The sequence below is a fragment of the Mycolicibacterium sp. XJ2546 genome (genome assembly GCF_053483195.1).
In genome coordinates, this window is sequence record NZ_JBEFRW010000006.1 from 186,141 (window position 1) to 212,508 (window position 26,368).

Below are 26,368 nucleotides of genomic sequence, written 5' to 3' on the forward strand. Positions count from 1 at the left end.
CAGGCGCTCTAAAGGAGTGTTTGCGGCTTTCGATGTCAGACGCCGGCGCGTGCGGCGCTCGCGTCCGCCATGAGGACGCCTAGGTGTTGCCAGTAGATCCAGTCGGCGATCGCGGCGCGCTGGTCGGCAGCCTCGGTCGCGACGTGGGCGCGGTGCAGCGCCAACTCCTGGGCATGTTCGGCGTAGGCGACGAAGGCCTCGAGTTGCGCCTGTCCTCGGTCCGGTGCATTGCTGAGTAGCGGCCGAAACACTTCGAACCACAACGCCGATTGCCGATCATCCGGGGCTTTGGCATCCGTAGGTGCCGGAGGCAATACTTCCGAAAGACCGCCGCCGCTGAGGGCAGCGAGCTTTCCTGCGGCGTCGGGAGCGATTACCTGTAGTCGGTGGCGGCCCTCCATCTCACCGCTTTCGGGGATGTCGTCGGGACGCAGAACGATCTTGGGTGCACCGGGGTCAAAGCCCTTGAACTGGTCCTCGGTGGCGATGACAGCGCGCAGATCGGTGTTGTGGTGTTGCGCCCAACCATGAAGGGCAAGAATGGGATACGTCGCCCAAGTGCCGCGGAGGGTGGGCGGGATGGATTCGTCGGCGGTCGCCATCTTCACATGGTCTGGCAGATTGACGCCGTCGGGGATGTAGCCCAGCCCATAGTTGTTGGCGACGACGATCGTGCCCTCCTTGGCCAGGCCGGTGATCCAGAAGAAGCCGAGATCGGTGATACCAACGTTAAGGGCCGCGGCGATGCGGTGGGCGACTTGCGTCGGGTCGGTGGAGGACGGACGCCGAAGAGATGCGGCCGCGATGGCTTCACGTTCTGCACGCGCAGCCGAGACCGGCACCGGTGCAGGCGCGCCCACAGTGCTCGAGCCTGGTGCCGCCGCAGCTGGTGCGACCGTAGGGCCGGTGGGACTCGCGGGAGCGACGGGCGCTGCCGGTGGGGGTGTAGGAGGTGGACCCAATGGAACTGCGCCCCCGGGAGGCGCGCCACCGGCGGGTGGGGGTGCGACGGGAGCCGGAACGGCGGCACCAGTGCCCGCACCCGCAGATGAATTGGGTGCGGGCGGAGCGGGATTCGTCGGGGTGTCGGGTACCACGGGTGCAGCGAGCGGTTGATGAGCAGGCGCAGCGTTCATTGGTGCCGCGGTCGGCTGAGGAGGTGGAATTGGTGTCTGCGCAGCGGCTTTCGCTGCGGCCTCGGCGACGGAGCGTTGGAACTCGGCCATCTGGGTCTGATTGGCTGCTGCCGCCGCAGGAGTCGCGGTGCTCGGTGCGCTAGGCGCGGATGTCGATGGTGCCGATGCGCCGGATGTGCCGGATAGAGGGGTTGCCGGTGTGCTGATCCCTGGAGTGGGTGGTGGCGCAGAAGCTCCTGAAAAGGCCGGTGTGCCGGGCGATGTCGAAGGGTAGCCCGATGGGACAGGTGTGGACATGCCGGGTCCAAAGAGTGCCGGAGGTCCGGGATTGTCGACGCCCGTCGGCACATCTGTATTGTCTGGGACAGTGAAATCCGTCGGAGTACCAACCGGCGCACGATTTTGAGGATTGTCGCTGTTTGCGGGCGGTACCGAGACTTCAGGCTCAGCGACTAGCGGCGCATGTCGTCCCGCGATGATTGGGGAATTTGGGTTGTCGTGACCAATAGTCGCCAGTGGCGCTTCGTTGCGAACAGGGACAATTGGTGCATCTTTCGTTCGGTCATGATCAAGAAGTCGAACTCCATCGGTTGGTTCTTGCGGCAGATCGGTTGATGATGGCCCTGAAATGCTGGCGGCTGCCGTAATGACTGTATCGACGTTCTCACTGCGGATTGCATTTACGCCCGCTTGAATTGCCGCGTCCTTGGCCTCATCCGTGAATTCGGGGTGGTTTCGGATCCAATCTAGAATCTTATTGGCAGTCTCGACGGTGTTGATAATTTGAGTCTTGGTGTTGGTGGCTACGCGCGCCGAGTCGTTGAAAAGCTTGGCTGAGTTGTCGAGATTCTCCTTGACTGATTCCAAGTCGGCAATTCGTGCGGCAAGCGCACCGCCAGCGGCCGTCGCGCCACCACCCGACCAGATCCCGACGCCGCTGAACATTTGGGCACGTTCTTGTTTCGTCGACTCCAATTTTGCACCCACAGTTTGCGCCACGCTGTTAAAAGCGTCTCCACAACTACGAAGAACCTCCTCGTCCACTTCCGGCCAAGCAGGCGAGACCGTCAGATCGTATGGATCATGAGGTCTACCGATACCCATGTCGCCCTAGTTTCCAACCGCTTTGCACGCTTCATTGATCGCCGTACTAGCTCGGTTTGATGCCCTCGATAGATATGAGTCCGCTGGCGTGTAGTTCGGTAACGTCGCGACATATGCTCTTCGATACTGGGCGGCGAAAACCGCGAAATCCTGGACTATCGGGTTGGCGCTGCTACGTCCGAGATTCTCAAGTTCGTTGGCGTGCTGAGACATCGTCGGAGTGACTGCGTCGATCACTGCACGTTGTTCCGCTGTCCATGAAGACGCAGGAATATTCGGGTCAAGGGATTGCCACTCTAAAGTTTCATTTGTGTACTGATTCAAAAGTTGATCCCATTGTGAACAGATTGGGTCTTCCCCTTTGAGGAATCGCTGTGGATCGTTGGGATCGCTCAGGCCGGCAAGCTTCGACGGAGGCGCAGGGGCAGGGATTAAGGGCGCCCACGTTTGGGCTGAATCCCACTCAATTGCGGTGCATGCGAAAGTCACTGCGCCCGAGGTTGTTAGAGCAACTCCGACTAGGTGGTTGTCTGCAGCTGTATATGTCGGGAGCGCGTCGGCGTAAGCGCGCGCGTAGGCGATGAATTGCTCATACAACTCGCGTACCACACGGTGAGGCGTCAACTTGGCTAACTGCACAGTTTGGTCAGCAGCGTTTCGCAACGCCTGCCCAGCCGCTTCGTATTGCGAGCGTTCTTCCGGCGTCCACTCTGCGGCGGGGACAGAAGGATCACGGTTTTCCCACTCCTTCTGTGACTCGGCGAGGTTCGCGTTGGTTCTACGCCAGGCCGCGCACGTCGGGTCTTCGGTGATGATGTTGGCGGGGCCTTTGTCATCCGCGCTTGCTAAGCCATAGGTGTTGCCCGATGGATCGGCGCCGTTACCGTTTTCGTCACTTGTCACCGAAATCGTCACCGCGACAGTCACTCCGATAACTGCCAGCAATGCCACCGCGCCCAGCGCCCACTTCCACCCATTGCCACGCTTTTTCGGCGGAGGTCCCGGCGACCACTGCTGCGGAGGCCACGGCGGCTGTTGCGGCGGGGGACCGTACTGCCCCGGCGTACCACCCTGCGGCGGCGGGTACGGCGGATTTCCCGGCGGCGGAAAACTCACAACGCGATCTCCGGTGACGCCTCAGCCGGCCGCGTCGGCGCGGGCTTCGGCGGCGCCTCAGGCGCCTGTGGTTGCGCTTCCTGTGCCTGCGGTTCCGGCACTCTCTCACCACCGGAACCCGGCGCCGCTCCCTCGACCTGAGGCTCCTTCTCTTCTTGTGGCGGCTTTTCGTCTGAAATCTCCGTTGGATTGGGTTCTTCCGCTTCGGGTTTCAGCTCATCTTCGACACCCGACAACTCCGAGAGCTGGCCGACCTGCTGCAGGGCGCTCTGCATTCCCTGCATCATCGCCGCCGGAATCGCGCCCGCCATACTCGCCAACTGCATCGGAATCTGAGCCGCCTGCTGCGCCATTTGCATTGGCATCTGCATCATTTGGCCCATCTGCCCGGCCGGGTCGGCCGCACCAGCGCCCGTCGTCGCCGCTCCCACGCCCGTCGTCGTCGCGCCCGTCGCACCACCGGCGCTGCCCGCTCCAGCGCCACCACCGGCCGACCCCGCACCGGTCCGGCCCTCATCGAACTCACCCAAGCGCTTCAGAATCTCCTCGGCCAACTGCCGGTCGGTCGCGTCGTACATGCCCGCAGCCGTCAACACGTTCTGCGCGTATCGCGTCAGTTCTTCCTTAGTCACCGGCAACTGAGCCAGGACCGGATCCACCACTTCGGCGACCTTGCCCGCGATGGCGACCGACAACGCGTCAGCCCCCGCTGGGCTGAACGCGGCCGGCGGCGGCGGGATCGCGGCAGCCAGCGCCTGCAACCGGCTTCCCGCCTGCTGCACCAGCGGCGCGTCGATCCGCAAGGTCTCAGTCATTGTCACTCCGCACGGCCGCCGATCCGGCGCTTAGCAATTGGCCAGCACATTCAGGCGTCACCACGGAAATGGTACCGGAACAGCAACCTCGCCAATTGCACGAATTTGTGCACGCATACGGCGCCAACCGGGCCGCCCGACGCACCGGCTCACCAGCTAAAAGTCTCAAATCGCCACGTCGGAGAGTTATTAGACCGATCGACGCCAACCCCCGACTATCCCAGGAAAAGCGTCCACACATCGACAAGCCAGCAAACACATTCGGACCAATATTGCCGTGCGGTGCGCTCGGGGCCATCAGAGAGTGGCCGTCGACCCCCTCACAGCGGCTATACCCGGTAACCACACCAGTCACAACTGCCTCAGAAAAAACATCAGATGATTTCTCGGCGCGCCTTAGACCGTTTGCCCGACCAGCGCGATTTAATGACTTCAGTGAGCGCACTGCGATAGAGTGGGCCCCGATCAGCTATCTGTATCGACGCAGGAGTTAGTTCCGTGTACCTCAACCCGCTTTCTCGGTCACGGGTGAGTCGAATCGCCTGGTCATTTTTCCGTCATCCCTTGAAGAGCCGCGGTTTTCCCGCCAAGGCGGAGCGGCTGATAACCGCCGACGAGATGCTTCGTTACGGCATCTAGCGAACTCGCTACCCACGGTCCGCCACGCGTGATCGAACGGTCACGCTCGTTTGCCGAATCGTTACCTCTTCGTGATCCTCAGCCCTTGCCGTCGAACAGACCAGACGCCCGGATCTCCTGCGCCAGCGGTTCCAGAACCGCCGGATCGTGCGGCGGCGGCAGATACACGATCGCCAGGTCCAGCCCTTCCCTGCCCAGCGCCGCGGCCTCTTCGACGACCGCGCCGTAATTGAGGTCCGAATTCAGCCGCACGTGCGCCGACAGCGTGATCTCGCTGGGGTCGCGGCCGACGTCCGCGCAATGCGAGGCCAGAACATCGCGCTTGCGTGCGAACAAATCGGGCGGACCGCCGACGAAATTCCAGTGCTGGGCGTACTTGGCGGTGATCTTGAGCGTCCGCTTCTCACCGTTGCCGCCGATGCAGATCGGCGGGTGCGGCCGCTGCGGGCCCTTCGGCTCACAGCGCGCGTCTTGGAGTTGGTAGAACGTCCCGTCGAACGTCGTCGTCTGCTGGCTCAACAGCCCGGTGAGCACCTCGCAGGCCTCCTCGAAACGGTCGAACCGTTCCTTAATGGTGCCCAGCTCGATGCCGTAGGCACCGGACTCCTCCTCGTTCCAGCCGGCGCCGATGCCCAGTTCCAGCCGGCCGTCGGACACGATGTCCAACGACGCGGCCATGTTCGCGAGCACGGCCGGATGACGGTAGTGAATGCCGGTCACCAACGTGCCGAGCCGCAGGCGCTTGGTCGCCTGGGCCAACGCCGTCAGCGTGATCCAGCCTTCCAGGCATGGGCCCGTCGAGTCAGAGAAGATCGGGTAGAAGTGGTCGAAAGTCCAACCGGATTCAAAGATTTCGATGTCGTCGGCGGCCTGCCAGACGGCAAGCATGTCTGCCCAGGTGGTGTTCTGCGGGGAGGTTTTGAAGGCGAATCGCACCCGGTTGAGCGTAGTCGCCGTTATCCCGCTTCGCCGTACTCGTTGAACCAGTGGGCCAGTTTTCCGCGACGACTGACCGCCCGCAGTCGCCGCTCGGTGGCCTCCCGAGTCTTGCTCGTGGTGACGATGAGCAGTTCGTCGTCGATGGCGATTCGGGTGTCCGGCTGAGGCACGAATGTGTGGCCGTCGCGGATGATCAGGGTGATCACGCTGGGGTCAGGTAGCCGAAGTTCCCGCACCGTGACATTGTGCAAGCGCGACGGTGCCTGCACCGTCATCGTGAGCAGTTCGGCCTCCAACACATCCAGCGGCGCCGATTCCACCTGGATCTCGCGGGTGGCTTCCTTCGAGACCAGCCCCAACCGCCGGCCGACCCAACCCAGGCTGGGACCCTGCACCAACGTGAACACCACGACCAGGATGAAGACGATGTTGAGCAGCCGAAGGCTGTCGGGTACTCCGCCAACGATCGGGAACGTGGCCAACACGATGGGTACCGCGCCGCGCAAACCGGCCCAGGATACGAAAAATTGCTCCCGCCAAGGTATTCGGAACCCGACAAGCGAAACCGCAACGGACAGCGGCCGCGCAATCAACAAGAGGACAAGCCCTATCGCTATCGCGGGTAGTATCTCGGCGCCCAGGTCGCTCGGGTCCACCAGCAGGCCGAGCAACACGAACAGGCCGATCTGCGCCAGCCAGGCGAGCCCTTCGGCGAATGAACGGGTCGCCGAGCGGTGCGGCAGCCCGGAATTGGCGAGCACCAGCCCGGACACATACGCGGCGAGGAACCCGCTGGCATGTGCCGTGCCCGCCGCCGCGAAGGCCACCATGCCGAGGCCGAACGCCGCAAGCGGATACAGGCCCGACGCCGGCAGTGCGATGCTACGCAAGCCGAAAGCCCCTACGACGCCGAAGATCACGCCGATCACACCGCCCGCGGCCAACTCGTAGATCACTTCGACGAACGTGTGCACCGGAGACAACTCCAGCGGCGTGACGCTGAACAGCAGGACGAAGATGACGGCGGGGGCGTCGTTGAACCCCGACTCGGCTTCGAGCAGACCCGCGACGCGGCGCGGCAGCGGCACCACCCGCAGCACCGAAAAGACCGCAGCCGCGTCGGTCGAGGAGACGATGGCGCCCAGCAACAGCGCTAGTTGCCAATCCATGCCCAGCAGCAGATGCGCGCCCGCGGCGGTGACGACCATGCTGATGGCGACCCCCAAGGTGGCCAGCACACCGGCGGGGGCCAACAGCTGGCGCACGTCGGCGAACCGGGTCGTCAGACCGCCTTCGATGAGGATGATCGCCAGGGCCACGGTGCCGAGGTGATCAGCGAGCAGGTAGTCGTCGAACTGCAGGCCAAGCCCGTCCTCGCCGACGATGACGCCGACCGCCAAGAACAACAACAGGCTCGGTAGACCGATGCGACTGGCGGCCCGGGTGGCCACGATGCTGGCCAACAGCACCAGCCCGCCCGCCAGCAGCACCAGATAGAGCTGCTGCAGGGTCATTTCTTCCCCGTTCGGGACCGGATGGCTGGCGCGGTCTGCAGTACAGACCTACCACGGCAGTGGATACGTCAGTATGAACTCGTGTTCCGTCTCAGGAAGCGACCTTTTCAAGCGTCGGGTCGCACCGAGGAACGTCGGTCGATGCGCATCGGCATCGCGGGCGCGGGCGCGATCGGTCGCTCCGTGGCCCAGGAGCTGATCGGCTACGGCCACAAGGTCTTGCTGATCGAACACAGTGTCCGCCACTACGAACCACACACGGTGCCCGAAGCCGACTGGTTGTTGGCCGACGCCTGTGAGCTCACGGCGTTGCAGGACGCCGGGCTTCAGACCTGCGATGTGGTGATCGCCGCGACGGGCGACGACAAGGTGAACCTGACGGCCTCGCTGTTGGCCAAGACGGAGTTCGGCGTCGACCGGGTGGTGGCGCGGGTCAACGACATGCGCAACCAGTGGTTGTTCAACGACGCGTGGGGCGTTGACCTCGCGGTGTCCGCGCCGGCGGCTCTTGTCGCGGCCATCGAGGGGGCCATCGACATCGGCCACGTGGTCCGGTTGATGGAACTGCGGCAGGGCCAGGTCAGCTTGGCGAAACTCACGTTGCCCGAAGGGGATCCGTTGGTGGGGCGGCGGGTGGCGGAGTTGCCGTTGGCGGAAAACACCGCGTTGGCGGTCATCATCAGGGAAAGCGGAATAGTCATCCCCCAACCCGACGACGCGCTCGAAGCCGGCGACGAGATGCTGTTCTTCACCGGCGGCGGAGACAACAACGCCGTCTCGGCCCTGGTCCAGGGCGCCGTCCAACCCCTCGGCGAACAGGCTCCCCCCGCCCGCTGAGAACGCCGAGTTGAAACGCCCCACCGATTCCGTCTACTATCTGAAGAATCTTTCAACTGACAGATTTGACAGTTCTTCAGGAGTCCCGGGTGCAGCCGCTGTACAAGCTCAAGGGCGAGTTCTTCAAGACGCTCGGCCATCCAGCCCGCGTGCGGATCCTGGAACTGCTGGCCGAAAAGGACCTGTCCGTCGGGGCACTGCAGCCCGAGGTCGGCCTCGAGTCATCGAACCTGTCCCAACAGCTGGGCGTGCTGCGTCGTGCCGGGGTTGTGACGGCCCGCAAGGACGGCAACAACGTCATCTACTCCATCGCATCACCGGACATCGCCGAGTTGCTCGCGGTCGCACGCAAGGTGCTGACCACGGTCTTCAGCGACCGCGTTGCGATGCTGTCGGACCTACACGATGCCGGAGGTGAGCAATGAGCTGGCTACGCAAGATCTTTCGAGTCGGGCGAATCGTCGAACCGTCCGGCCCCGCGCCGCAGGCCGCTGTCGAACCGCCGGCGGGCGTGCGTGGTTCGTTGCAGATCCGCCACGTCGACGCCGGCTCGTGCAATGGCTGCGAGGTCGAGATCGGCGGGGCGTTCGGCCCGGTCTACGACGCCGAGCGGTACGGGGCGCGGCTGGTCGCCTCACCCCGGCACGCCGACGCTCTGCTGGTCACCGGCGTGGTCACCCGCAACATGGCCGAACCGCTGAGCAACACGGTCGCGGCCACCCCCAAGCCGCGGGTGGTCATCGCGTGCGGTGACTGTGCGCTGAACCGGGGCGTCTTCGCCGACGCCTACGGGGTCGTCGGCGCGGTCAATGACGTGGTCCCCGTCGACGTCGAGATCCCGGGCTGCCCGCCCACCCCCGACCAGATCGTCACCGCGCTGCGATCGGTGACCAACAAGTGACCGCCACGTTACCGGCTCCAGTCCATACCGCACGAAAACCCGTGTCCCATAGTGGGTTCAGCACTGTAATGGGGCTGGGCACCTCGGGCGTCGGCGTCATCGGCGTGTGGTTGGGTGTGCTCGGCCTGTTCGGCCCCGCCCGTGAAGTGCGCATCGGCTGGTTGCTGCCGTTGGCCGGGGTGCAGCTCCAACTCAATCCGCTCGGCGGGTTCTTTTTGATGCTGATCGGCGTCGTCGCGGTGCCCGTCGGCATCTACGCGATCGGCTACGCCGATCATCTGAGCCGCACCGCCATGGCCGTGCTTCCGCTGTTCGTGGCCGCCATGCTGCTGGTGCCCGCGGCGGCATCGGTGACGACATTCCTGCTCGCCTGGGAGCTGATGGCGCTCGCGTCACTGGTGCTGGTGCTCGCCGAGCACGCCCGGCCCCGCGTGCGCTCGGCCGCGCTGGTGTACGCGGTGATGACCCAGCTAAGCTTCGTCGCCATCCTCATCGGGCTGATGGTGCTGTCCGCGGCGGGCGGTGCCGACCGCTTCGCCGACCTGACCGGCGTGTCCGACGGCACCCGCACGGTGGTCTTCCTGCTCACGCTGGCGGGTTTCGGCTCGAAGGCCGGCCTGGTTCCACTACACGCCTGGCTGCCGCGGGCACATCCCGAGGCGCCCAGCCCGGTGTCGGCGCTGATGAGCGCGGCGATGGTGAGCCTGGGCATCTACGGCATCGTGCGCATCGACCTGCAACTGCTCGGCCCTGGGCCGCGGTGGTGGGCGCTGACGCTGCTGGCGGTCGGTGCGGCATCCGCGCTCTACGGTGTGCTGCAGGCGTCGGTGGCCACCGATCTCAAACGGTTGCTTGCCTATTCGACCACCGAGAACATGGGCCTGATCACGCTGGCGCTCGGCGCAGCGACGTTGTTCGCCGACGCCGGTGCGGCCGCGCCGGCCACCATCGCGGCGACCGCAGCGATGCTGCACCTGCTCGCGCACGCGGTGTTCAAATCCCTGGCCTTCATGGCGGCGGGTTCGGTGCTGGCGGCGACGGCGCTGCGTGACCTTGACCGGCTCGGCGGGTTGGCCCGCCGGATGCCAGCGACGACGGCACTTTTCGGCGTGGCAGCCCTCGGCGCGTCCGGGCTTCCGCTGGGCGCCGGGTTCGTCAGCGAGTGGCTGCTGCTGCAGTCGCTGATTCGCGCCCCGGGCGCCGACGCGGTGGTGGCGCTGGTCGGTCCGCTGGCCATGGGAGCCGTCGCGCTGACGGCCGGACTCGGGGTGGCCACCATGGTCAAGGCGTTCGGCATCGGTTTCCTGGCGCGGCCGCGTTCCGAACCAGCCGCCTCGGCAGGCGAATCCCCACGCACCATGATCGTCGGCATGACCATCGCCGCCGTCGGTTGCGCGGTGATCGCCGTCGTGCCCAGTGTGATTGCGCCCGCGCTGCGCCGGGTCCTTGAAACACTGCCCGCCGCGCAAAACGTCGCGTTCACCGATTTCGGCACGTTGATTCGGCTGCCCGGTGTGCCGGGTTCGATCGCACCGGGAGTGATCGCGGCGACGCTGGTGGCCGCGATCCTGGCCGTGATGGTGGCCAGCCAATGGCGCGCACGCCGGCGACCCGCCGCCGAAAGGCTACCGCTGTGGGCCTGCGGTGCAGGCGATTTGACGGCCCGCATGCAATACACCGCAACATCGTTCGCCGAACCGCTGCAACGAGTCTTCGACGACGTCCTTCGGCCCGACACCGCCATCGAGGTCACCCCGACCGCCGAATCGCGTTATATGGCCGATCGTGTCACGTACCGCAACCGCATCGGCGACGCCATCGAGGAGCGGCTGTACACGCCGGTCGTGCGGGCGGTAGCGGCCGCGGCCGGCGCCATGCGTCGGGCCCACACCGGCAGCATCCACCTCTACCTGGCCTACGGCGCGCTGGGCGTGCTGATCATGCTGGTGGTCGCCACATGACCCTAATGTCCTATCTTGCCGGCGTCGCACAACTCGCCACGGTGGCCCTCGGCGCGCCGCTCGTGATCGGGTTGATGCGACAGGTCCGTGCGCGCTGGGAAGGCCGCGCGGGTGCCGGGGTGCTGCAGCCGTGGCGGGATCTGCGCAAACAGCTTGGCAAACAACGGATCACACCCGAAGGAACCACGCTCGTCTTCGCCGCCGCGCCCGTCGTGCTCGCTGCGACCACGCTGCTGATCGCGGCGATTATCCCGGTGGTGGCCACCGGATCACCGTTGGACTCCAGCGCCGACCTGTTCGCCGTCGTCGGGCTGCTGTTCCTCGGCACGGTCGCGCTCACCCTCGCCGGCATCGACACCGGCACGTCGTTCGGCGGTATGGGCGCCAGCCGCGAGATCACGTTCGCGGCGTTGGTCGAACCCACAATCCTGGTGGCCGTCTTCGCGTTGTCGATACCGGCCGGGTCAGCCAATCTCGGTGCGCTGGTGTCCAGTACGTTGGACGACCCGGGGCGGGTGATCTCGCTGGCCGGGGTGTTGGCGTTCGCGGCGCTGGTGGTCGTGATCATCGCCGAGACCGGGCGGCTGCCGGTGGACAACCCCGCCACCCACCTCGAGCTGACGATGGTGCACGAGGCGATGGTGCTCGAATACGCCGGACCGAAGCTGGCGCTGGTGGAATGGGCATCGGCTATGCGGCTGACCGTGCTGCTGGCGCTGCTGGCGAACCTGTTCCTGCCGTGGGGAATTGCCGGCGACGATCCGAGCGCGCTCGCCGTGGTCGTCGGGGTGGGCGCCGTCGCGGTGAAGGTCGCCGTGCTGGCGATGCTGCTGGCCAGCGTCGAGGTGTTCATCGCCAAACTTCGGCTGTTCCGGGTGCCCGAGTTGCTGGCCGGCTCGTTTCTGCTCGCGCTGCTCGCGGTGACCGCCGCCAGCTTCTTCACGGTGGGGGCCTCATGATCGACGCAAACTTCATCACCCTCATCGGGTTCGCCGCCGGCGGGCTCACCCTGGCCGCGGTGCTCATCGTGTGGCGACGTGACCTGCGCGCCATCGTGCACCTGCTGGCATGGCAGGGCGTGGCGCTGGCCGCGATCCCGGTGGTGCGCGGTCTGCACGACGGTGAAATGGCGCTGGTTGCCGTCGGCGCCGCGGTGCTGGTGTTGCGTGCGGCCTTGCTGCCGTGGCTGCTGGCGCGGGCCGTGGCCGCCGAGCCGGAGGCGCAACGCGAGGCGACGCCATTGGTGAACACCGCCACCTCGCTGCTGATCGCCGGCATCCTGACCGTCGTCGCGTTCGCGATTACCCGACCGCTGATCGACCTGGCACCCGACCCGGTCGTCAACGCGGTCCCCGCGGCGTTCGCGGTGATTCTGATCGCGCTGTTCGTGATGGTCACCCGACGGCACGCGGTGTCGCAGGCGGCGGGTTTCCTGATGCTGGACAACGGGATCACCGCTGCGGCGTTCCTGTTGACCGCGGGTGTGCCGTTGATCGTCGAGCTCGGCGCGTCGCTGGACGTGCTGTTCGTGGTGTTGATCATCGGAGTGCTGACCGGGCGGCTGCGCCGGGCGTTCGGCGGCGCCGACTTAGATCGTCTGCAGGAGCTGCGGGACTGATGACCACACTGCTTCTCGCGCCCGTTCTCGTTCCCGCCGCGGCGGCACTGGTGAATTTCGCTGTCGGATGGCGACGTTGGACCGCTGCGCTGTCGGTGGCCTCGGCCGCCACGGTGCTGGTCTGCGGCATCGTGCTTGCGGTGAAAGTCGGATCGACACCGCACCTGGCGCTGGACGGTCTGCTGCGCGTCGACGCGCTGTCGATCACCATGCTGATCGTCATCGGCGTCGTCGCCACGCTGAGCACCTGGGCCAGCATCGGCTACATCGGCGCCGAACTCGACCACGGTCACACCGATGTCGGCGCCGCGCGGCTGTACGGCGTGCTGACCCCGGCGTTCGTCGCGTCAATGGCACTTGCGGTGAGCGCCAACAACATCGGCATCATCTGGGTCGCCGTCGAGGCGACCACCGTGGTCACCGCGTTCCTCGTCGGACACCGTCGCACCCGGGGTGCCCTGGAGGCCACCTGGAAGTACGTGATGATCTGCTCCGTAGGGATCGCGGTGGCACTGCTGGGCACGGTGCTGATGTACTTCGCCGCGCTGCACGCGGGTGCGCCCGAGGCGTACGCGCTCAACCTCGACGTGCTGGCCGCCTATGCGGCGAACCTCGATCCGGGCGTGGCCCGGCTGGCCGGTGGGCTGCTGCTGATCGGCTACGGCGCCAAGGTCGGGCTGTTCCCGTTCCACACCTGGCTCGCCGACGCGCACAGCCAGGCCCCCGCGCCGGTGTCGGCGTTGATGAGCGGCGTGCTTCTGGCCGTGGCGTTCTCGGTGCTGCTGCGCATCAAACCGATCGTCGATGCGGCGACCGGCCAGGTCTTCCTGCGCACCGGGCTGATCGTGCTCGGCCTGTTGACCCTGCTGATCTCCGCGCTGATGCTCATCGTCACCGGTGATGTCAAACGTATGCTCGCGTACTCCTCGATGGAGAACATGGGGCTGATCGCGATCGCCGCCGCGGCCGGCACACCGCTGGCGATCGCGGGCCTGCTGCTGCACGTGCTCGCGCACGGAGTCGGAAAAACGGTGCTGTTCCTGGCCGGTGGCCAGTTGCAGCTCGCGCACGACTCCACGGCGATCCGCGACATCAGCGGTGTGGTGCGCCGATCGCGGTTGGTCGGCGGGTCCTTCGCCGTCGGCCTGCTTGTCCTGCTGGGGTTGCCGCCGTTCGCGATGTTCGCCAGCGAGATCGCCATCGCCCGGTCGCTGGCCGACGCCGGCCTGGCCTGGGCGCTTGGTGCGGCGTTGGCTTTGATCGCCGTGGCATTTGCAGCGCTCGTGCGCAATTCGGGTCGCATGTTGCTCGGTGACGCCCCGACAGGAGCACCCGCCATCGCGGTGCCCGGCTCGGTGGCGGCGGCGCTGCTGGTGGGCGTAACCGTCTCGATCGTCCTCGGCGTCACTGCTGGCCCGCTGACGGCTCTGTTCACCGAAGCCGCCAACATCCTCGGAGCGTTGTGATGAAAGACTCCGTACGCCACCGTGTCTCACGAGGCACTTTGCGGGATAAGGCCGAAGAGCTCTTCGGGTCGGGTTTCCGGTTGGCGTTGGCGGCGGCGCACGACGACGGCGCCGGCGTGCTGCGGGTGGTGTATCTGTTCCTCGCCGGTCGGCCCGACCGCCGTGTCGAACTCGAGTGTGTTCTGCCGTCGGACGATCCCGAGCTGCCGTCGCTGGCGTACCTGTCGTTTCCGGCCAGCCGCTTCGAGCGGGAGATGGCCGACCTGTTCGGTCTCCGCCCAGTCGGGCATCCGCGCCCACGACGGTTGGTGCGTCACGCCCATTGGCCGCAGGATTGGCACCCCATGCGCCACGATGCCGGCCCGCCACCGCAATTCGAGCCCCGCGGACGCTTTCCGTTCGTCACCGTCGAGGGCACGGGCGTGTACGAGATCCCGGTCGGGCCGGTGCACGCCGGGCTGATCGAACCGGGCCACTTCCGGTTCTCGGTGGTCGGCGAGACCGTGCTTCGGCTGAAGGCCCGGTTGTGGTTCGTGCACCGCGGCGTGGAGAAGCTGTTCGAGGGCCGACCCGTCACCGATGCCGTCGCGCTGGCCGAACGCATCAGCGGCGACACCTCGGCCGGACATGCACTGGCGCACAGCCTCGCCGTCGAGGACGCCGTGGGCACTCGGCTGCCGGACGAGGCGCACCGGCTCCGGGCACTGGTCGTCGAACTCGAACGGCTCTACAACCACGCCGCTGACCTCGGCGCGTTGGCCAACGACGTCTCGCTTGGAATCGCCAACACCCACGCGCTGCGGATCCGGGAACGCCTGCTGCGCATCAACGCCGAGGTGACCGGGCACCGGCTGCTGCGCGACGCCATCTGTCCCGGCGGAATCATGCTGAAAGCGCTGCCCGAACCCGCCGTGCTGCGTGAGATCGCCGTCGATCTGGCCGAGGTGGCCGAGCTGACGCTGCGCAACAACGTCGTCTACGACCGGTTCGCCGGTACCTCGGTGCTCACCAAGGACGACGCGCAGGCCCTGGGGTGTCTCGGCTACGCCGCCCGCGCCAGCGGGCTGCGCACCGACGCCCGCGTCGACCATCCGACGACCGACCTTCCGGTCACCGAGGCCGGTGCCACCACCGGAGATGTGCTCGCGCGCTACACCGTGCGCCGCGACGAGTTCGCCGCCTCGGTCGAGTTGGCCTGCGCGCTCATCGAATCCCACAACGGACCCCTCGACTACCAGGAACCGGTCGACGGGTTCCGCGGTCCGTCCAGCGGCGTCGGCATCGTGGAGGGCTGGCGCGGCACCATCGTGCACCGCGTCGAGGTGGGCGCCGACGGAAACCTCGCGCGGGCCAAGATCGTCGACCCCTCCTGGTTCAACTGGCCGGCCCTTCCGGTTGCAATGGCCAACACGATCGTCCCGGACTTCCCGTTGACCAACAAAAGCTTCAACCTGTCCTACGCGGGAAACGATCTGTGACGCCGCGATGAGTTCCGGCCGCCCCGCGGGTCGATATCGACATGATTGACTTGACGCCGGCCTGCCGCCGCACCACCGACGTGTTGGCGACCGTGACCGACGACCAACTGAGCGCGGCCACGCCCTGTGCGGACATGCGCCTGGACCAACTCCTGGCCCACATCGGTGGGCTGGCGTTGGCGTTCACCGCCGCGGCGCGCAAGGACTTCGGGCCGCTTACCGACACACCTCCGGAGGTGGGTGCGCACCCTCTCGACGACGACTGGCGCACATCGTATCCGGTTCGGCTCGCCGAACTGGCCGCTGCCTACGCTGACCCGTCGGCCTGGGGCGGCATGACGCGGGCGGGAGGCGTCGACTTCCCCGGCGAAGTAGGTGGGTTGATCGCGCTCACCGAGATCGTCGTCCACGGATGGGATGTGGCACGCGCGACCGGGCAGCCCTATGACGTCGACGCCGCCACCGCGGCCGCCGTGTTGCCGCACGTCACCAACAGCGCCGCGGAAGGACCGGTCGAGGGTTTGTTCGGGCCGGCGGTTCCCGTTGCCGACGACGCGCCGATCGTGCACCGCATCATCGCGTTGACCGGGCGTGACCCGGCATGGTGCGTGCCCTGACCGGGCACACTGGAGGGATGGACCCGGTTATCGCCCTGCGCCAGATCGCCTACTACAAGGACCGCGCGCGTGAGGACCCACGCCGGGTGATGGCCTACCGCAACGCCGCCGACATCGTGGAGGGATTGTCCGATTCGCAGCGGGAACGGCACGGCGCGGCCAACTCCTGGCAGTCGCTGCCCGGAATCGGACCCAAGACCGCGAAGGTCATCGCGCAGGCATGGGCCGGCCAGGAACCCGACGCGCTCGTCGAACTGCGCTCCAACGCAGCAGATCTCGGTGGGGGAGACGTCCGCGCTGCGTTGCGCGGTGACCTGCACCTGCATTCGCACTGGTCGGACGGCTCGGCGCCGATCGAGGAGATGATGCTGGCAGCAAGGGATTTGGGTCACGAGTACTGTGCGCTGACCGATCACTCACCGCGGCTGAAGATCGCCAACGGGCTGTCGGCTGAGCGGCTGCGCAAGCAACTCGACGTCATCGACGAACTGCGCGAGACGGTGGCGCCGATGCGGATTCTCACCGGTATCGAGGTCGACATCCTCGAGGACGGGTCGCTGGATCAGGAAGAGGAACTGCTGGAACGCCTCGATGTGGTGGTGGCCAGCGTGCACTCCAAGCTGTCGATGGACGAAGCCGCGATGACGCGACGGATGCTCAAAGCCGTGGCCAATCCGCACACCGATGTGCTCGGGCACTGCACCGGCCGGCTGGTCAGCGGCGGGCGCGGCATCCGCCCCGAATCCAAGTTCGACGCCGAGAAGGTGTTCACCGCCTGCCGCGACAACGACACCGCCGTCGAGATCAACTCCCGACCCGAGCGGCGCGATCCGCCCACCCGGCTGTTGAAGCTGGCACTGGACATCGGCTGCCTGTTCTCCATCGACACCGACGCGCACGCACCCGGGCAACTCGAGTTCCTCGGATACGGCGCTCAGCGCGCGCTCGACGCAGGCGTGCCTGTCGAGCGGATCGTCAATACGTGGCCGGCCGAGCAATTGGTGGTCTGGACTAATCCGTAAATCGACGCTAGCGTAAGTCGGAGCTATCGGTTCGCTCGGGGGATATGCAACGTCGGCCGCTAGCTAATTGACTTCTGGCCGAATGTCCGGCCGATACAAGCGTGTAAAAGCGCAAAGATTCGTGGCCGCTCCCCGCACCAAATGAATGCGGGACCAATTTGCGTAGACAACTTTTCGAAATTGTTACCCCAGTTCACGGAAGTTGTTATGGTCTCGCCTTGAATGCATCCCGCCGATGGCCAACCGCATCGCTGAATTCGCGATCGGACAGAAGGGATAACTCGATGGCCGCCGCAGCAAGGTATGAGTTCGGCTCCAGCAACCACAAGCCGCTGTTTTCCGGCTGTGCGAAGGCGGTGAATTCCACCGCTTACGCACGCTATGTGGGTCGAGTTGGCGCATTGGCAGTGGCGCTGGGTGTGGGCGTCGCCATCGCGACCGGAGGGTCGGGGTTGGCGTGGGCCGACGCTGGTTCAACCGGTGATTCGCAAAGCGCCGGGACATCGGCGGGGCAGGGCGGCGACGGGGACTCCGCGGCGCCTTCGCCGGACAGCGGCAGCGCCGACGACGCCGAGACGGGCGGGGATGGCGGCGACGATGATGCGCCCGAAGCTGACGCCCCCGACGGTGATGAACCCCGGACGAGGTTCGGTAGTTCGGGTTCGGTCGATACCTCGGTCAATGACGCCGGGCAGTCCACCGACACCACCGTGCTTACCGACGAGGAAGAGGGCGACGAGTCCGACCTCGGCGACGAACTGGAATCGGACGCCGATGACGAGGACGAAGGCGACGGCGAGGAAAGTACTTCGGGCACAACGGAACCGGCTGTTAGCCAACGCGATTCAGGGCCGCAATCCGGCGTTTTGGATGAGAGTGACGAGGACTCAGGACGTATCGACGACGTGGCGGCCGTCGTCGAGGACGTGGTGGAGCGCGACGCCGACGACGTGACCGAGCAGCAGGCGCCGCCAGAGTCGTTGACGAGCCAGGTGGTGCTGGCCGTCGAGAACTTCGTCGACGAGCGTCAGGTGTCGACGACAGTGGTCAGCGAGGAGCCGGAGGCGGCGCCGACGTCGACGGAGGTTCCGGACACCATCGTGAGAGCCGCGAGCACGGTTGTGGCCGCGTTGCTGTCGCCGTTCCTGGCGCCGAGCCCGGTCGCGCCTGCCGAACCGCCGTTGGCGTGGGCACTGCTGGCGTTTGTGCGTCGCGAGTGGCAGCACATGCTGTTGAACCGCACCCCTCAGCCGGTGGTTGACACCGTCACTACGTCCGAGGACACCCCGATCACCGTTGACGTGGTCACCGGAACCGACCCCGATGCGGTCGCCGGTGACGTGGTGACCGTGACCGAGGTGACCCAGCCGCAGAACGGGACGGTGACCCTTCAGGGCGGCACGCTGACCTACGCGCCCAACTCCGACTTTCACGGCACCGACACCTTCACCTACACCATCTCCGATGAGGAAAGCCCGTTACATATTCACGGGCTGAAAGGGCTGTGGGCGGCCATCTTCGGCGGTGACGCCGGACACGCCACCACCGTCACGGTCAGCGTGACGGTCACACCGGTCAACGACGCGCCGGTCGCGGTTGATGACGCGGTGACGGTGGACGAGGACTCCGGGGCCAACGTCATCGACGTGTTGGGCAACGACACCGATAGCGACGGTGACCAGCTGGCCGTGACGGAGGTCGGCGCCGCCTTCAACGGCATCGTTACATTGACGGACGGTGTCATCACCTACACACCGGACACAGATTTCTCCGGCACAGATTTGTTCACCTACACCATCTCCGACGGTAACGGCGGCACCGCTACTGCCACCGTGGCCGTCACCGTCGCCGCCGTGCAGGATGCGCCGGCGCCGCAAGATGACGCCTACACCACCGAAGAAGACACGCCGCTGACCATCCCCGCACCGGGGGTGTTGGACAACGACATCGACGTGGACGGGGATGATCTGTCAGCGCACCTGATCAACTCGCCCGCCCATGGGTCCATCGAGCTCAACGGGGACGGGTCGTTCACCTACACACCGTTCGAGAATTTCCACGGGTTGGATTCGTTCACCTACGGCGCTTCCGACGGTAATGGTGGAACCGCCACGGCCACTGTGTATGTGAGGGTCACGCCCGTCAATGATGCGCCGGTGGCCGGCGATGATGATGTGGTCACCGACGAGGACACTCCGGTCGTTATCGACGTGTTGGGCAACGACTCCGATGTCGACGGCGATACGTTGGCGGTGACGGCCGCCGGTGCAGCGGGCAATGGCATGGTCACGGTGTCCAGTGGGGTGGTCACCTACACCCCGGATGCGGACTTCCACGGCGCTGATTCGTTCACTTACACCATCACCGATGGTAACGGCGAAACCGCCAGTGCCACTGTGCATGTGACGGTGAACTCTGTCAATGACGCTCCTGTGGCTTTTGATGACATCGTGGCGGTCGATGAGGACAGTGTCGCCGTGGTCGATGTGTTGGCGAACGACTCCGACGTCGACGGGGATGAATTGTCGGTGACGGCCGCCGGTGCAGCGGGCAATGGCATGGTCACGTTGATCGACGGCGTCATCACCTACACTCCGGACGCCGATTTCCATGGCGCCGATTCGTTCACTTACACCGTTTCCGACGGTAATGGTGGAACCGCCAGTGCCACTGTGTATGTGACAGTGAACTCGGTCAACGACGCTCCGGTCGCCAACGACGACGAGGTGTCAACGAACGAGAACACGCCGATCGTCATCGATGTGCTGGGCAACGATTACGACGCCGATACGGAAGACGAGCTGGCGGTGTCGCTGCTCCGGCCCCCGACCCACGGCGTCGCTGTCCTCAACGACGACGGCACGATCACCTACACGCCTGACGCCGACTACCGTGGCATCGACACTTTCACCTACGGGCTCTACGACGGCACCGATACGAGCAGCATCGCTAGGGTGACGATCACGGTGCATCAGGCACCACTTGTCGCCAACGACGACGATGTGGTCACTGACGAGGACACACCCGTTCTCATCGACTTCTTGGCCAACGACTCCGATCCCACCGGCGACACGATCACCGGCATCACCATCGAATATGACGGCGACGGTGCTATTGACCTGCGTGATCCTGAGCGGTTCACGATCACCTACATTCCTCGGCCGGACTTCTTCGGTACCGACACGATTACGTACTATTTGCGCGACGCCGATGGCCGCGCCAGCGACGTCGCCACCGTGACCATCACGGTAAATCCCGTCAACGACGACCCAGAGGCGTCCGATGACATCGTCACGGTCAGGGCGAACTCCGGCGCGACTGTGGTCAACGTGTTGGGCAACGACACCGATGTCGACGGCGACGATCTTCTGGTGACCGACGTGGGGACCGCGAACAACGGCACCGTCGACCTTTCCGGTGGCGTAATCACCTATACGCCGAGCGCGGATTTCGTTGGCAGCGACTCATTTACGTACACCGTTTCGGACGGCAACGATGGGATCGCGACCGCGACTGTGCATGTGTGGGTCGACAACCCTCCGGTCGCCAACGACGACTTTGCGTCGACGGAGGAGGGCATACCGGTCGTAATCGACGTGCTGGGAAACGATTTCAACCCCACTGGAGGAGAACATCTTTCAGTGCGGATCATCGGCCAACCCCACATGGGCACCGCCGAACTGAACGACGATGGCACGATCACCTACACGCCGACCGCCGACTACCGTGGCTCCGACCAGATCCGGTACGAGATCAGCGTCGACACTGGTGTCGGCGCTAGCGCCGTCGTCCACATTGATGTGCGTGAGCGAACGCTTGTTGCCAACGACATCGCGGCGGACACCGACGAGAATAACCCCGGGCTTATCCGTATATCTGTAATAGACACCCGCCCCGACGGCGAGACCGACATCACCATTAGGGTCGACAATTCCGAGAATGGTGTTGTTCGACTGGTTGAACAACGCGAACAGCAGTTCACGCTGGAGTACACGCCCCGGCCGCACTTCATCGGCACCGACAGCTTCACCTACCAACTGGTGGGCGCCGACGGCCGCGTCAGCCACCCGTATACCGTCACCATCACGGTCGACCCTGTCACCGGCGGCCCGAGGGCTATCGATGACACCGTCGTCGTCGATGCGAACTCAGATACCGTTGAGATCGATGTGCTGGCCAACGATTTCGAGGTTAACGACCAGGAACTGGCCGTGGTCCAGGTGAGCGAGGCCCGAAACGGCACTGTCATGGTGAACGACGGTGTCATCACCTACCGGCCGAACTCCGGCTTCGATGGTGTCGACTCGTTCACCTACACCGTCGCCAACGGCGTCGGCGCAGCCGCCACCGCCACCGTGGCGGTTACGGTCGAGGACGCAGACCCGATTACCTTTGACGACGCAGCGCAGCTGTCGGAAGCGTTCTTCCCCGACTTCACGCACCGAATCTACGTGCTGGCGGATGACGAACTGCGAATCGTCGACCCTGTCACGCGGGAGTGGCTCAGCACCGTCGAACTCGGCGCGACGCCATCGAGCGTCGCGGTGAGTCCTCGCGGAGATTACGCCTATGTCGCCACGAAGGACGCCACCGATGTCTCGGCCGTCTCAAAGGTCGATCTCCGCTCGGGCACCTCGACTCCGGTCGGCGAGGTCGGCGAAGCCACGGCGATGGCGCTGGACCGCTATGGCGACACCCTGTACGTCGCGGACTATCGGGACGCCACCGTGAAGATGATCGACAGGGCGACCGGGGAACAGCAGATCCTCGACATAGGTCTTCGAAGCAACGCCATCGCGGCGAGCGAATACACCGAAACCCTGTACGTCGGCAGTATCAACAACGAAGTGTGGGCGGTCGACGTTGAGACCGGGTCCAAAGAGGTTGTGTACAGCGGCGCCTGGGATGAGACCACCGTCGCGGATCCGAGCATCACCGTCGCGGGCGACTTCGCATATGTGGCCGATGGACTCAACAACAGGGTGGCCGTCATCAACACCTTCACCAACGAGACCTACGCCGTTTACGACGTCTGGGCAACCCCGACGAGTGTGGCCGCCACGCCCTACAGCGAGGTGTTTCTCGTCGCATCCGCCGCTGAGAACAAGGTCACGGTGATCAGCCTCGAACTCGGCGTGCTGGGCGAGTTTGCGGTCGGCGACGATTTCGTCGACATCGATTTCGCGGATGTTCAGCAGCCGGAAGTTTATGTCACTAAGCGCGAGGGCATTTCGAGGGTACCGGCCGAAAACATCAACGCACTCTTCCGAACCGACCCGCGTTAAGCGCCTGTGTGCGTGGGCCGCGGCTAAGCCGCATACTGCGGCGGCTTAGACTCCGCGCATGCGCGCTGACCTCGGTATCGACACGACGATTACCCTGCTGGCCGCGGGGCTGATCTTCCTGCTGGCCCTCGTGCTCGGCGTATGGAAGTACCGGCAGATGGCGACCGCGGAGAACCACCTGGCGCACCCCTACGTCGACATCGCGCACCGCGCAGCCCTGCTGTACTCGTTCGCGACGTTGCTGATCGCGGCGTTCGTCGAGCTGAGCCGGTGGCCCACCTGGGTGAACCTCACCGCGGCGATGGTGCTGGTGTTCTTCTTCGTCGTGGCCATCGCGAGCTACATCACGCACGGCGCCCGCCGCGACACCACCAACCAGTTCGAGCACCCCAGCTCGGCCCTGCACGGCGGCATGGTGGCGCTGATCATCGGCGAGATCGGCGGCTTTGCGGTCCTGCTCGCGGGATTTGTTGCTGCACAGTTCTTCTAGTCCGGCAGCAGCGGCATCTCCAGGCCCGCATCCCGCCCCAGCAGAACCCCGCGGGTGACCGCGGCATTGCCATAACGCTGTCGCACCCGGTCGACGGCGGCGTCGATCGCGAACGGGTCGGCCTGTGCCTCGAACGGCAGTTCCAGCTGTTGGGCCCCTTCACGGTCGATACCCGACACCGCGAACCCGACCAGAGTCAGGCCCCGTTCGGCGATCAGCGGCGCAGCCGCCGCCACCAGCGCCCGCGCGGTGTCCAGGATGACGTCCGTCGACGCCGTCGCGCGCGGCATCGTATGCGAGCGGGTGGCCCGGCTGAAATCGTCGAACCGCAGGCGCAACACCACCGTTCGGCCGGTGCGGCCGGCCTTGCGCATCCGGCGAGTGATCCGGTCGACGAGGTTGACCACGACCGCGTCGACCTCGGCCGCCGACATCGCGTTACCCGCCCGGCCGAGCGCGCGTTGGGCGCCCACCGAGCGGCGGCGCACACCCGTCACCACCCGGCGTCGGTCCACGTTGTGGGCCAACGCGTAAAGCCTGCTGCCCATCGCGCCGCCGACCAGCGAAGCCAACGTCGACTCACCGAGTTCGGCGACTTCGGCCACCGTCTCGATGCCGTAGGCGTGCAGCTTCTCGGCCGTCTTGGCACCGACGCCCCACAACCGGCGCACCGGCAGCGGGTGCAGGAACGCGAACTCCCGGTCGGGCGGCACGAGAAGCAGTCCGTCGGGCTTGGCCTCCTGGCTGGCCACCTTCGCCAGGAACTTGGTGCGCGCGATGCCAACGGTGATGGGCAGGCCGACCCGGTCACGGACCTGCTCGCGCAGCCGTGCGCCGATCTGCACCGGCGTTCCCGACACCCGCCCCAGCCCCGAGACGTCCAGGAAGGCCTCGTCCACGCTGAGCGGTTCGACGACCGGCGTGGTGTCCTCGAACACCTCGAACACCGCCCGGCTGGCCTCGGTGTACGCGGCCATCCGCGGCGGCACGACGATCGCGTGCGGGCACAGCTGGCGGGCCTGGCGCCCGCCCATCGCGGTGCGCACCCCGTAGGCCTTGGCCTCATAGCTGGCCGCCAGCACGACGCCGCCGCCGACGATCACCGGCCTGCCGCGCAGCGCGGGGTCGTCACGCTGCTCGACCGACGCGTAGAACGAATCGAGGTCGGCGTGCAGGATGGCCGCGACCGACGAGGACACGAACATATGTTCGCATCATGGGCCGACAAGCGGAGGTCAGTGCGCGGTTGTGCCGTAGATGCTCGTGACCCAGACGTGCGCGAGGGTGTCGACGAGCTGACCGGGGGCGACGGCGGGCTGCTCATCGGCGAACGCCGCCAGCATCGTGCGTTCGTTCATCAGGTTGAGCGAGGTGGCCAAATCGGCCGAGTCGATGGTGTCCGGCGCTGCACCGCGGGCGCGCTCAGCGTCGATGGACGCGGCGGTGTGGTCGATCCACTTCTGCATGAACCGCGACCACAGCGCGCCGATCTCGGCATTCGCCGGGCGCGCCACCGCACCCGCGAGCGTCACCGCTCGATGTGAGCCGAACGTCCCGAACAGCGCGTTGATCGCCTTCCACACAGCGGCGGGATCCACGGAAGCGTCCATACCGCCCATCGCTTCATCGGCGTTACGGTCCGCCTCATTGATCACCTGCCGGACGAGCGCCGCCAGAACCGCGTCTTTCGACGGGAAGTAGAAGTAGAACGTCGGCCGGGAGATACCGGCGCCTTTAGCGAGGTCGTCGACGGAGATATCGGCCAGCCGGCGCTGCTCGAGCAACCGTTCGGCAGTGTCGAGGATCGCCTGCTCGCGTTCGTCGCCGGAGGGCCGGTTCGTGCGACGGGCTCGGGCGGCGCGGGGCTGGCTAGTGGTCGTCACCAGCGCGACTTTACACGATGTCGAGTTTTTCAACATCCCGTTGACTTACTCGACAGTGTGTTGATAGATTGACAGCATGACTGAATTTGTCGACGTCGTAATCGTGGGTGCCGGCATCTCCGGCATCAGCGCCGCCTGGCATCTGCAGGACCGCTGCCCCGACAAGAGTTACCTGGTGCTGGAGCGCCGCGAGAACCTGGGCGGCACCTGGGATCTGTTCAAGTACCCGGGCATCCGCTCGGACTCCGACATGTTCACGCTCGGTTTCCGGTTCAAGCCCTGGACTTCGGAGAAGGCCATCGCCGACGGCCCGTCGATCATGGACTACCTGAAGGAAACCGTCGCCGAGTACGGCATCGACAAGCACATCCGCTACGGGCACCGGGTGCTGGCCGCCGACTGGTCCGACGAAGAGACCAAGTGGACGGTTCGGGTCGAACGTGACGGCCAGGAAGTCGAGATCAAGTGCAACTTCCTGTTCGCCTGCAGCGGCTACTACAACTACGACGAGGGCTACCTGCCGAAGTTCGCCGGCTACGACGACTTCGAAGGCACGCTGATCCATCCGCAGCACTGGCCCGAGGACCTGGATTATCAGGGTAAGAAGGTCATCGTGATCGGCAGCGGTGCCACCGCCGTGACCCTCATTCCCGCACTCGCCAATTCGGGCGCCGGACATGTCACGATGCTGCAGCGATCACCCTCCTACATCGGGGCGCTGCCCGACGTCGATCAGTTCACCGTGCGGATGAACAAGACACTTCCCGAGAAATTGGCCTACGTGGTGAACCGGTGGAAATGCATCCTGGTGCAGTCCGGGCGCTACCAGTTCGCCCGGCGCTTCCCGAACGCCATGCGCAAGGTCCTGATGAAGATGGCAGAGCGCCGCCTGCCCGAGGGCTATGACGTCGACAAGCACTTCAGCCCGACGTACAACCCCTGGGACGAGCGGTTGTGCCTGGCGCCCAACGGCGATCTGTTCCGGGTCATCCGGCACGGTAAGGCCGACGTGGTCACCGACACGATCGAGCGGTTCACCAAGACCGGGATCAGATTGGCATCCGGTCAGGAACTCGAGGCCGACATCGTCGTCACTGCAACAGGTTTGAACCTGCAGCTGTTCGGTGGTGCGACGATCTCGCGCAACGGTGAGGCGGTCGAGCTCAACAACACGATGGCCTACAAGGGCATGATGTTGACGCACATGCCCAACCTGGCGTTCACCATCGGCTACACCAACTCGTCGTGGACCCTGAAGGCCGACCTGGTGTCCGAGTTCGTCTGCCGCGTCCTCAATTACATGGACGCCAAGGGTTATGACGTCGTCGAGCCGCAGCATCCCGGCAACAGTGTCGACGAGCGGCCGCTGATGGACTTCACACCCGGTTACGTGCTGCGCGCACTGGACTACCTGCCCAAGGCCGGAGCCGTTGCCCCGTGGCGGCTCAAGCAGAACTATCTGCTCGACCTGCGCCTGATCCGCCACGGCAAGGTCGACGACGAGGCGCTGAAGTTCACCAAACGGCGCGCACCGGTCACGGTTTAAC

21 protein-coding genes and 1 pseudogene are annotated in these 26,368 nt (G+C 65.5%); 13 read left to right on the forward strand and 9 right to left on the reverse strand.

From position 1 onward, the window contains the following. Positions 1-35 precede the first annotated feature (35 nt). The 6 genes and pseudogenes from ABQE44_RS12810 to ABQE44_RS12835 all read right to left on the reverse strand — a co-directional run bounded on the left by ABQE44_RS12810 (position 36) and on the right by ABQE44_RS12835 (position 7,263). On the reverse strand, positions 36-860 hold the full coding sequence (locus tag ABQE44_RS12810) for an EspK C-terminal domain-containing protein (RefSeq protein WP_448430224.1): 825 nt from the start codon (positions 858-860) through the stop codon (positions 36-38). A gap of 1,053 nt (positions 861-1,913) precedes the next feature. Beyond that, positions 1,914-2,240, reverse strand: a pseudogene (locus ABQE44_RS12815) (WXG100-like domain-containing protein); the annotation flags it as partial. Positions 2,241-2,246: 6 nt separating this feature from the next. Beyond that, positions 2,247-3,191, reverse strand: coding sequence for an ESX-1 system-associated protein (locus ABQE44_RS12820; protein WP_448430090.1), 945 nt, complete (start codon positions 3,189-3,191; stop codon positions 2,247-2,249). Positions 3,192-3,352: 161 nt separating this feature from the next. After that, the gene (locus ABQE44_RS12825; protein WP_448430092.1) at positions 3,353-4,159 is read right to left on the reverse strand and encodes a PE domain-containing protein; all 807 of its coding nucleotides are present in this window, start codon (positions 4,157-4,159) and stop codon (positions 3,353-3,355) included. Between the two features lie 729 nt (positions 4,160-4,888). After that, the gene (locus tag ABQE44_RS12830) at positions 4,889-5,746 is read right to left on the reverse strand and encodes an LLM class F420-dependent oxidoreductase (protein WP_448430094.1); all 858 of its coding nucleotides are present in this window, start codon (positions 5,744-5,746) and stop codon (positions 4,889-4,891) included. Positions 5,747-5,766: 20 nt separating this feature from the next. Further along, the gene (locus ABQE44_RS12835; RefSeq protein ID WP_448430096.1) at positions 5,767-7,263 is read right to left on the reverse strand and encodes a potassium/proton antiporter; all 1,497 of its coding nucleotides are present in this window, start codon (positions 7,261-7,263) and stop codon (positions 5,767-5,769) included. A gap of 141 nt (positions 7,264-7,404) precedes the next feature. Between ABQE44_RS12835 and ABQE44_RS12840 the strand changes: the two genes are divergently transcribed. The 10 genes from ABQE44_RS12840 (at position 7,405) to ABQE44_RS12885 (ending at position 17,163) form a co-directional block, all read left to right on the forward strand. Continuing rightward, positions 7,405-8,100 (forward strand): potassium channel family protein, encoded by a 696-nt coding sequence (locus ABQE44_RS12840; RefSeq protein ID WP_448430098.1) that lies wholly within the window; start codon positions 7,405-7,407, stop codon positions 8,098-8,100. Positions 8,101-8,189: 89 nt separating this feature from the next. Continuing rightward, positions 8,190-8,525 (forward strand): ArsR/SmtB family transcription factor, encoded by a 336-nt coding sequence (locus ABQE44_RS12845; RefSeq protein WP_448430226.1) that lies wholly within the window; start codon positions 8,190-8,192, stop codon positions 8,523-8,525. After that, the gene (locus ABQE44_RS12850) at positions 8,522-9,001 is read left to right on the forward strand and encodes an NADH-quinone oxidoreductase subunit B family protein (RefSeq protein WP_448430100.1); all 480 of its coding nucleotides are present in this window, start codon (positions 8,522-8,524) and stop codon (positions 8,999-9,001) included. Before ABQE44_RS12845 ends, ABQE44_RS12850 begins: the two co-directional genes overlap by 4 nt. 68 nt (positions 9,002-9,069) lie before the next feature. Next, positions 9,070-10,962 (forward strand): proton-conducting transporter transmembrane domain-containing protein, encoded by a 1,893-nt coding sequence (locus ABQE44_RS12855; protein WP_448430102.1) that lies wholly within the window; start codon positions 9,070-9,072, stop codon positions 10,960-10,962. 5 nt (positions 10,963-10,967) lie between these two features. After that, on the forward strand, positions 10,968-11,921 hold the full coding sequence (locus tag ABQE44_RS12860; protein WP_448430228.1) for a respiratory chain complex I subunit 1 family protein: 954 nt from the start codon (positions 10,968-10,970) through the stop codon (positions 11,919-11,921). Beyond that, entirely contained in the window at positions 11,918-12,580 is a 663-nt protein-coding gene (locus ABQE44_RS12865; RefSeq protein ID WP_448430104.1) for a hypothetical protein, read from the forward strand. The genes ABQE44_RS12860 and ABQE44_RS12865 overlap by 4 nt, the downstream gene beginning before the upstream one ends. Then, a complete protein-coding gene (locus ABQE44_RS12870; RefSeq protein ID WP_448430106.1) occupies positions 12,580-14,046 on the forward strand; it encodes a proton-conducting transporter transmembrane domain-containing protein in 1,467 nt (488 codons plus the stop codon). The genes ABQE44_RS12865 and ABQE44_RS12870 overlap by 1 nt, the downstream gene beginning before the upstream one ends. Further along, positions 14,046-15,524, forward strand: a complete 1,479-nt coding sequence (locus ABQE44_RS12875) for a hydrogenase large subunit (protein ID WP_448430108.1) — start codon at positions 14,046-14,048, stop codon at positions 15,522-15,524. The genes ABQE44_RS12870 and ABQE44_RS12875 overlap by 1 nt, the downstream gene beginning before the upstream one ends. A gap of 41 nt (positions 15,525-15,565) precedes the next feature. Further along, positions 15,566-16,141 carry a TIGR03086 family metal-binding protein gene (locus tag ABQE44_RS12880; RefSeq protein WP_448430110.1) on the forward strand — a complete coding sequence of 192 codons (576 nt, stop codon included), beginning with the start codon at positions 15,566-15,568 and terminating at the stop codon, positions 16,139-16,141. 17 nt (positions 16,142-16,158) lie between these two features. Next, entirely contained in the window at positions 16,159-17,163 is a 1,005-nt protein-coding gene (locus ABQE44_RS12885; protein WP_448430112.1) for a PHP domain-containing protein, read from the forward strand. A gap of 205 nt (positions 17,164-17,368) precedes the next feature. Here ABQE44_RS12885 and ABQE44_RS12890 read toward each other — a convergent pair whose 3' ends face one another. After that, complete coding sequence (locus tag ABQE44_RS12890; RefSeq protein ID WP_448430114.1) at positions 17,369-17,530, reverse strand: hypothetical protein; 162 nt, start codon at positions 17,528-17,530, stop codon at positions 17,369-17,371. Between the two features lie 40 nt (positions 17,531-17,570). Between ABQE44_RS12890 and ABQE44_RS12895 the strand changes: the two genes are divergently transcribed. Both ABQE44_RS12895 and ABQE44_RS12900 read left to right on the forward strand, forming a co-directional pair. Next, positions 17,571-22,448 carry an Ig-like domain-containing protein gene (locus ABQE44_RS12895; protein ID WP_448430230.1) on the forward strand — a complete coding sequence of 1,626 codons (4,878 nt, stop codon included), beginning with the start codon at positions 17,571-17,573 and terminating at the stop codon, positions 22,446-22,448. 58 nt (positions 22,449-22,506) lie between these two features. Further along, on the forward strand, positions 22,507-22,938 hold the full coding sequence (locus tag ABQE44_RS12900) for a hypothetical protein (protein WP_448430116.1): 432 nt from the start codon (positions 22,507-22,509) through the stop codon (positions 22,936-22,938). Here ABQE44_RS12900 and dinB read toward each other — a convergent pair. Together dinB and ABQE44_RS12910 are read right to left on the reverse strand one after the other, a co-directional pair. Then, positions 22,935-24,143: a DNA polymerase IV gene (gene dinB / locus ABQE44_RS12905; protein ID WP_448430118.1), complete on the reverse strand. Its 1,209-nt coding sequence runs from the start codon at positions 24,141-24,143 to the stop codon at positions 22,935-22,937. The genes ABQE44_RS12900 and dinB overlap by 4 nt on opposite strands. Positions 24,144-24,173: 30 nt before the next feature. Further along, on the reverse strand, positions 24,174-24,821 hold the full coding sequence (locus tag ABQE44_RS12910; RefSeq protein ID WP_448430120.1) for a TetR/AcrR family transcriptional regulator: 648 nt from the start codon (positions 24,819-24,821) through the stop codon (positions 24,174-24,176). Positions 24,822-24,897: 76 nt separating this feature from the next. Here ABQE44_RS12910 and ABQE44_RS12915 point away from each other — a divergent pair, with 76 nt between their 5' ends. Beyond that, positions 24,898-26,367 carry a flavin-containing monooxygenase gene (locus tag ABQE44_RS12915; protein ID WP_448430122.1) on the forward strand — a complete coding sequence of 490 codons (1,470 nt, stop codon included), beginning with the start codon at positions 24,898-24,900 and terminating at the stop codon, positions 26,365-26,367. The last annotated feature ends 1 nt before the right edge of the window (position 26,368 follow it).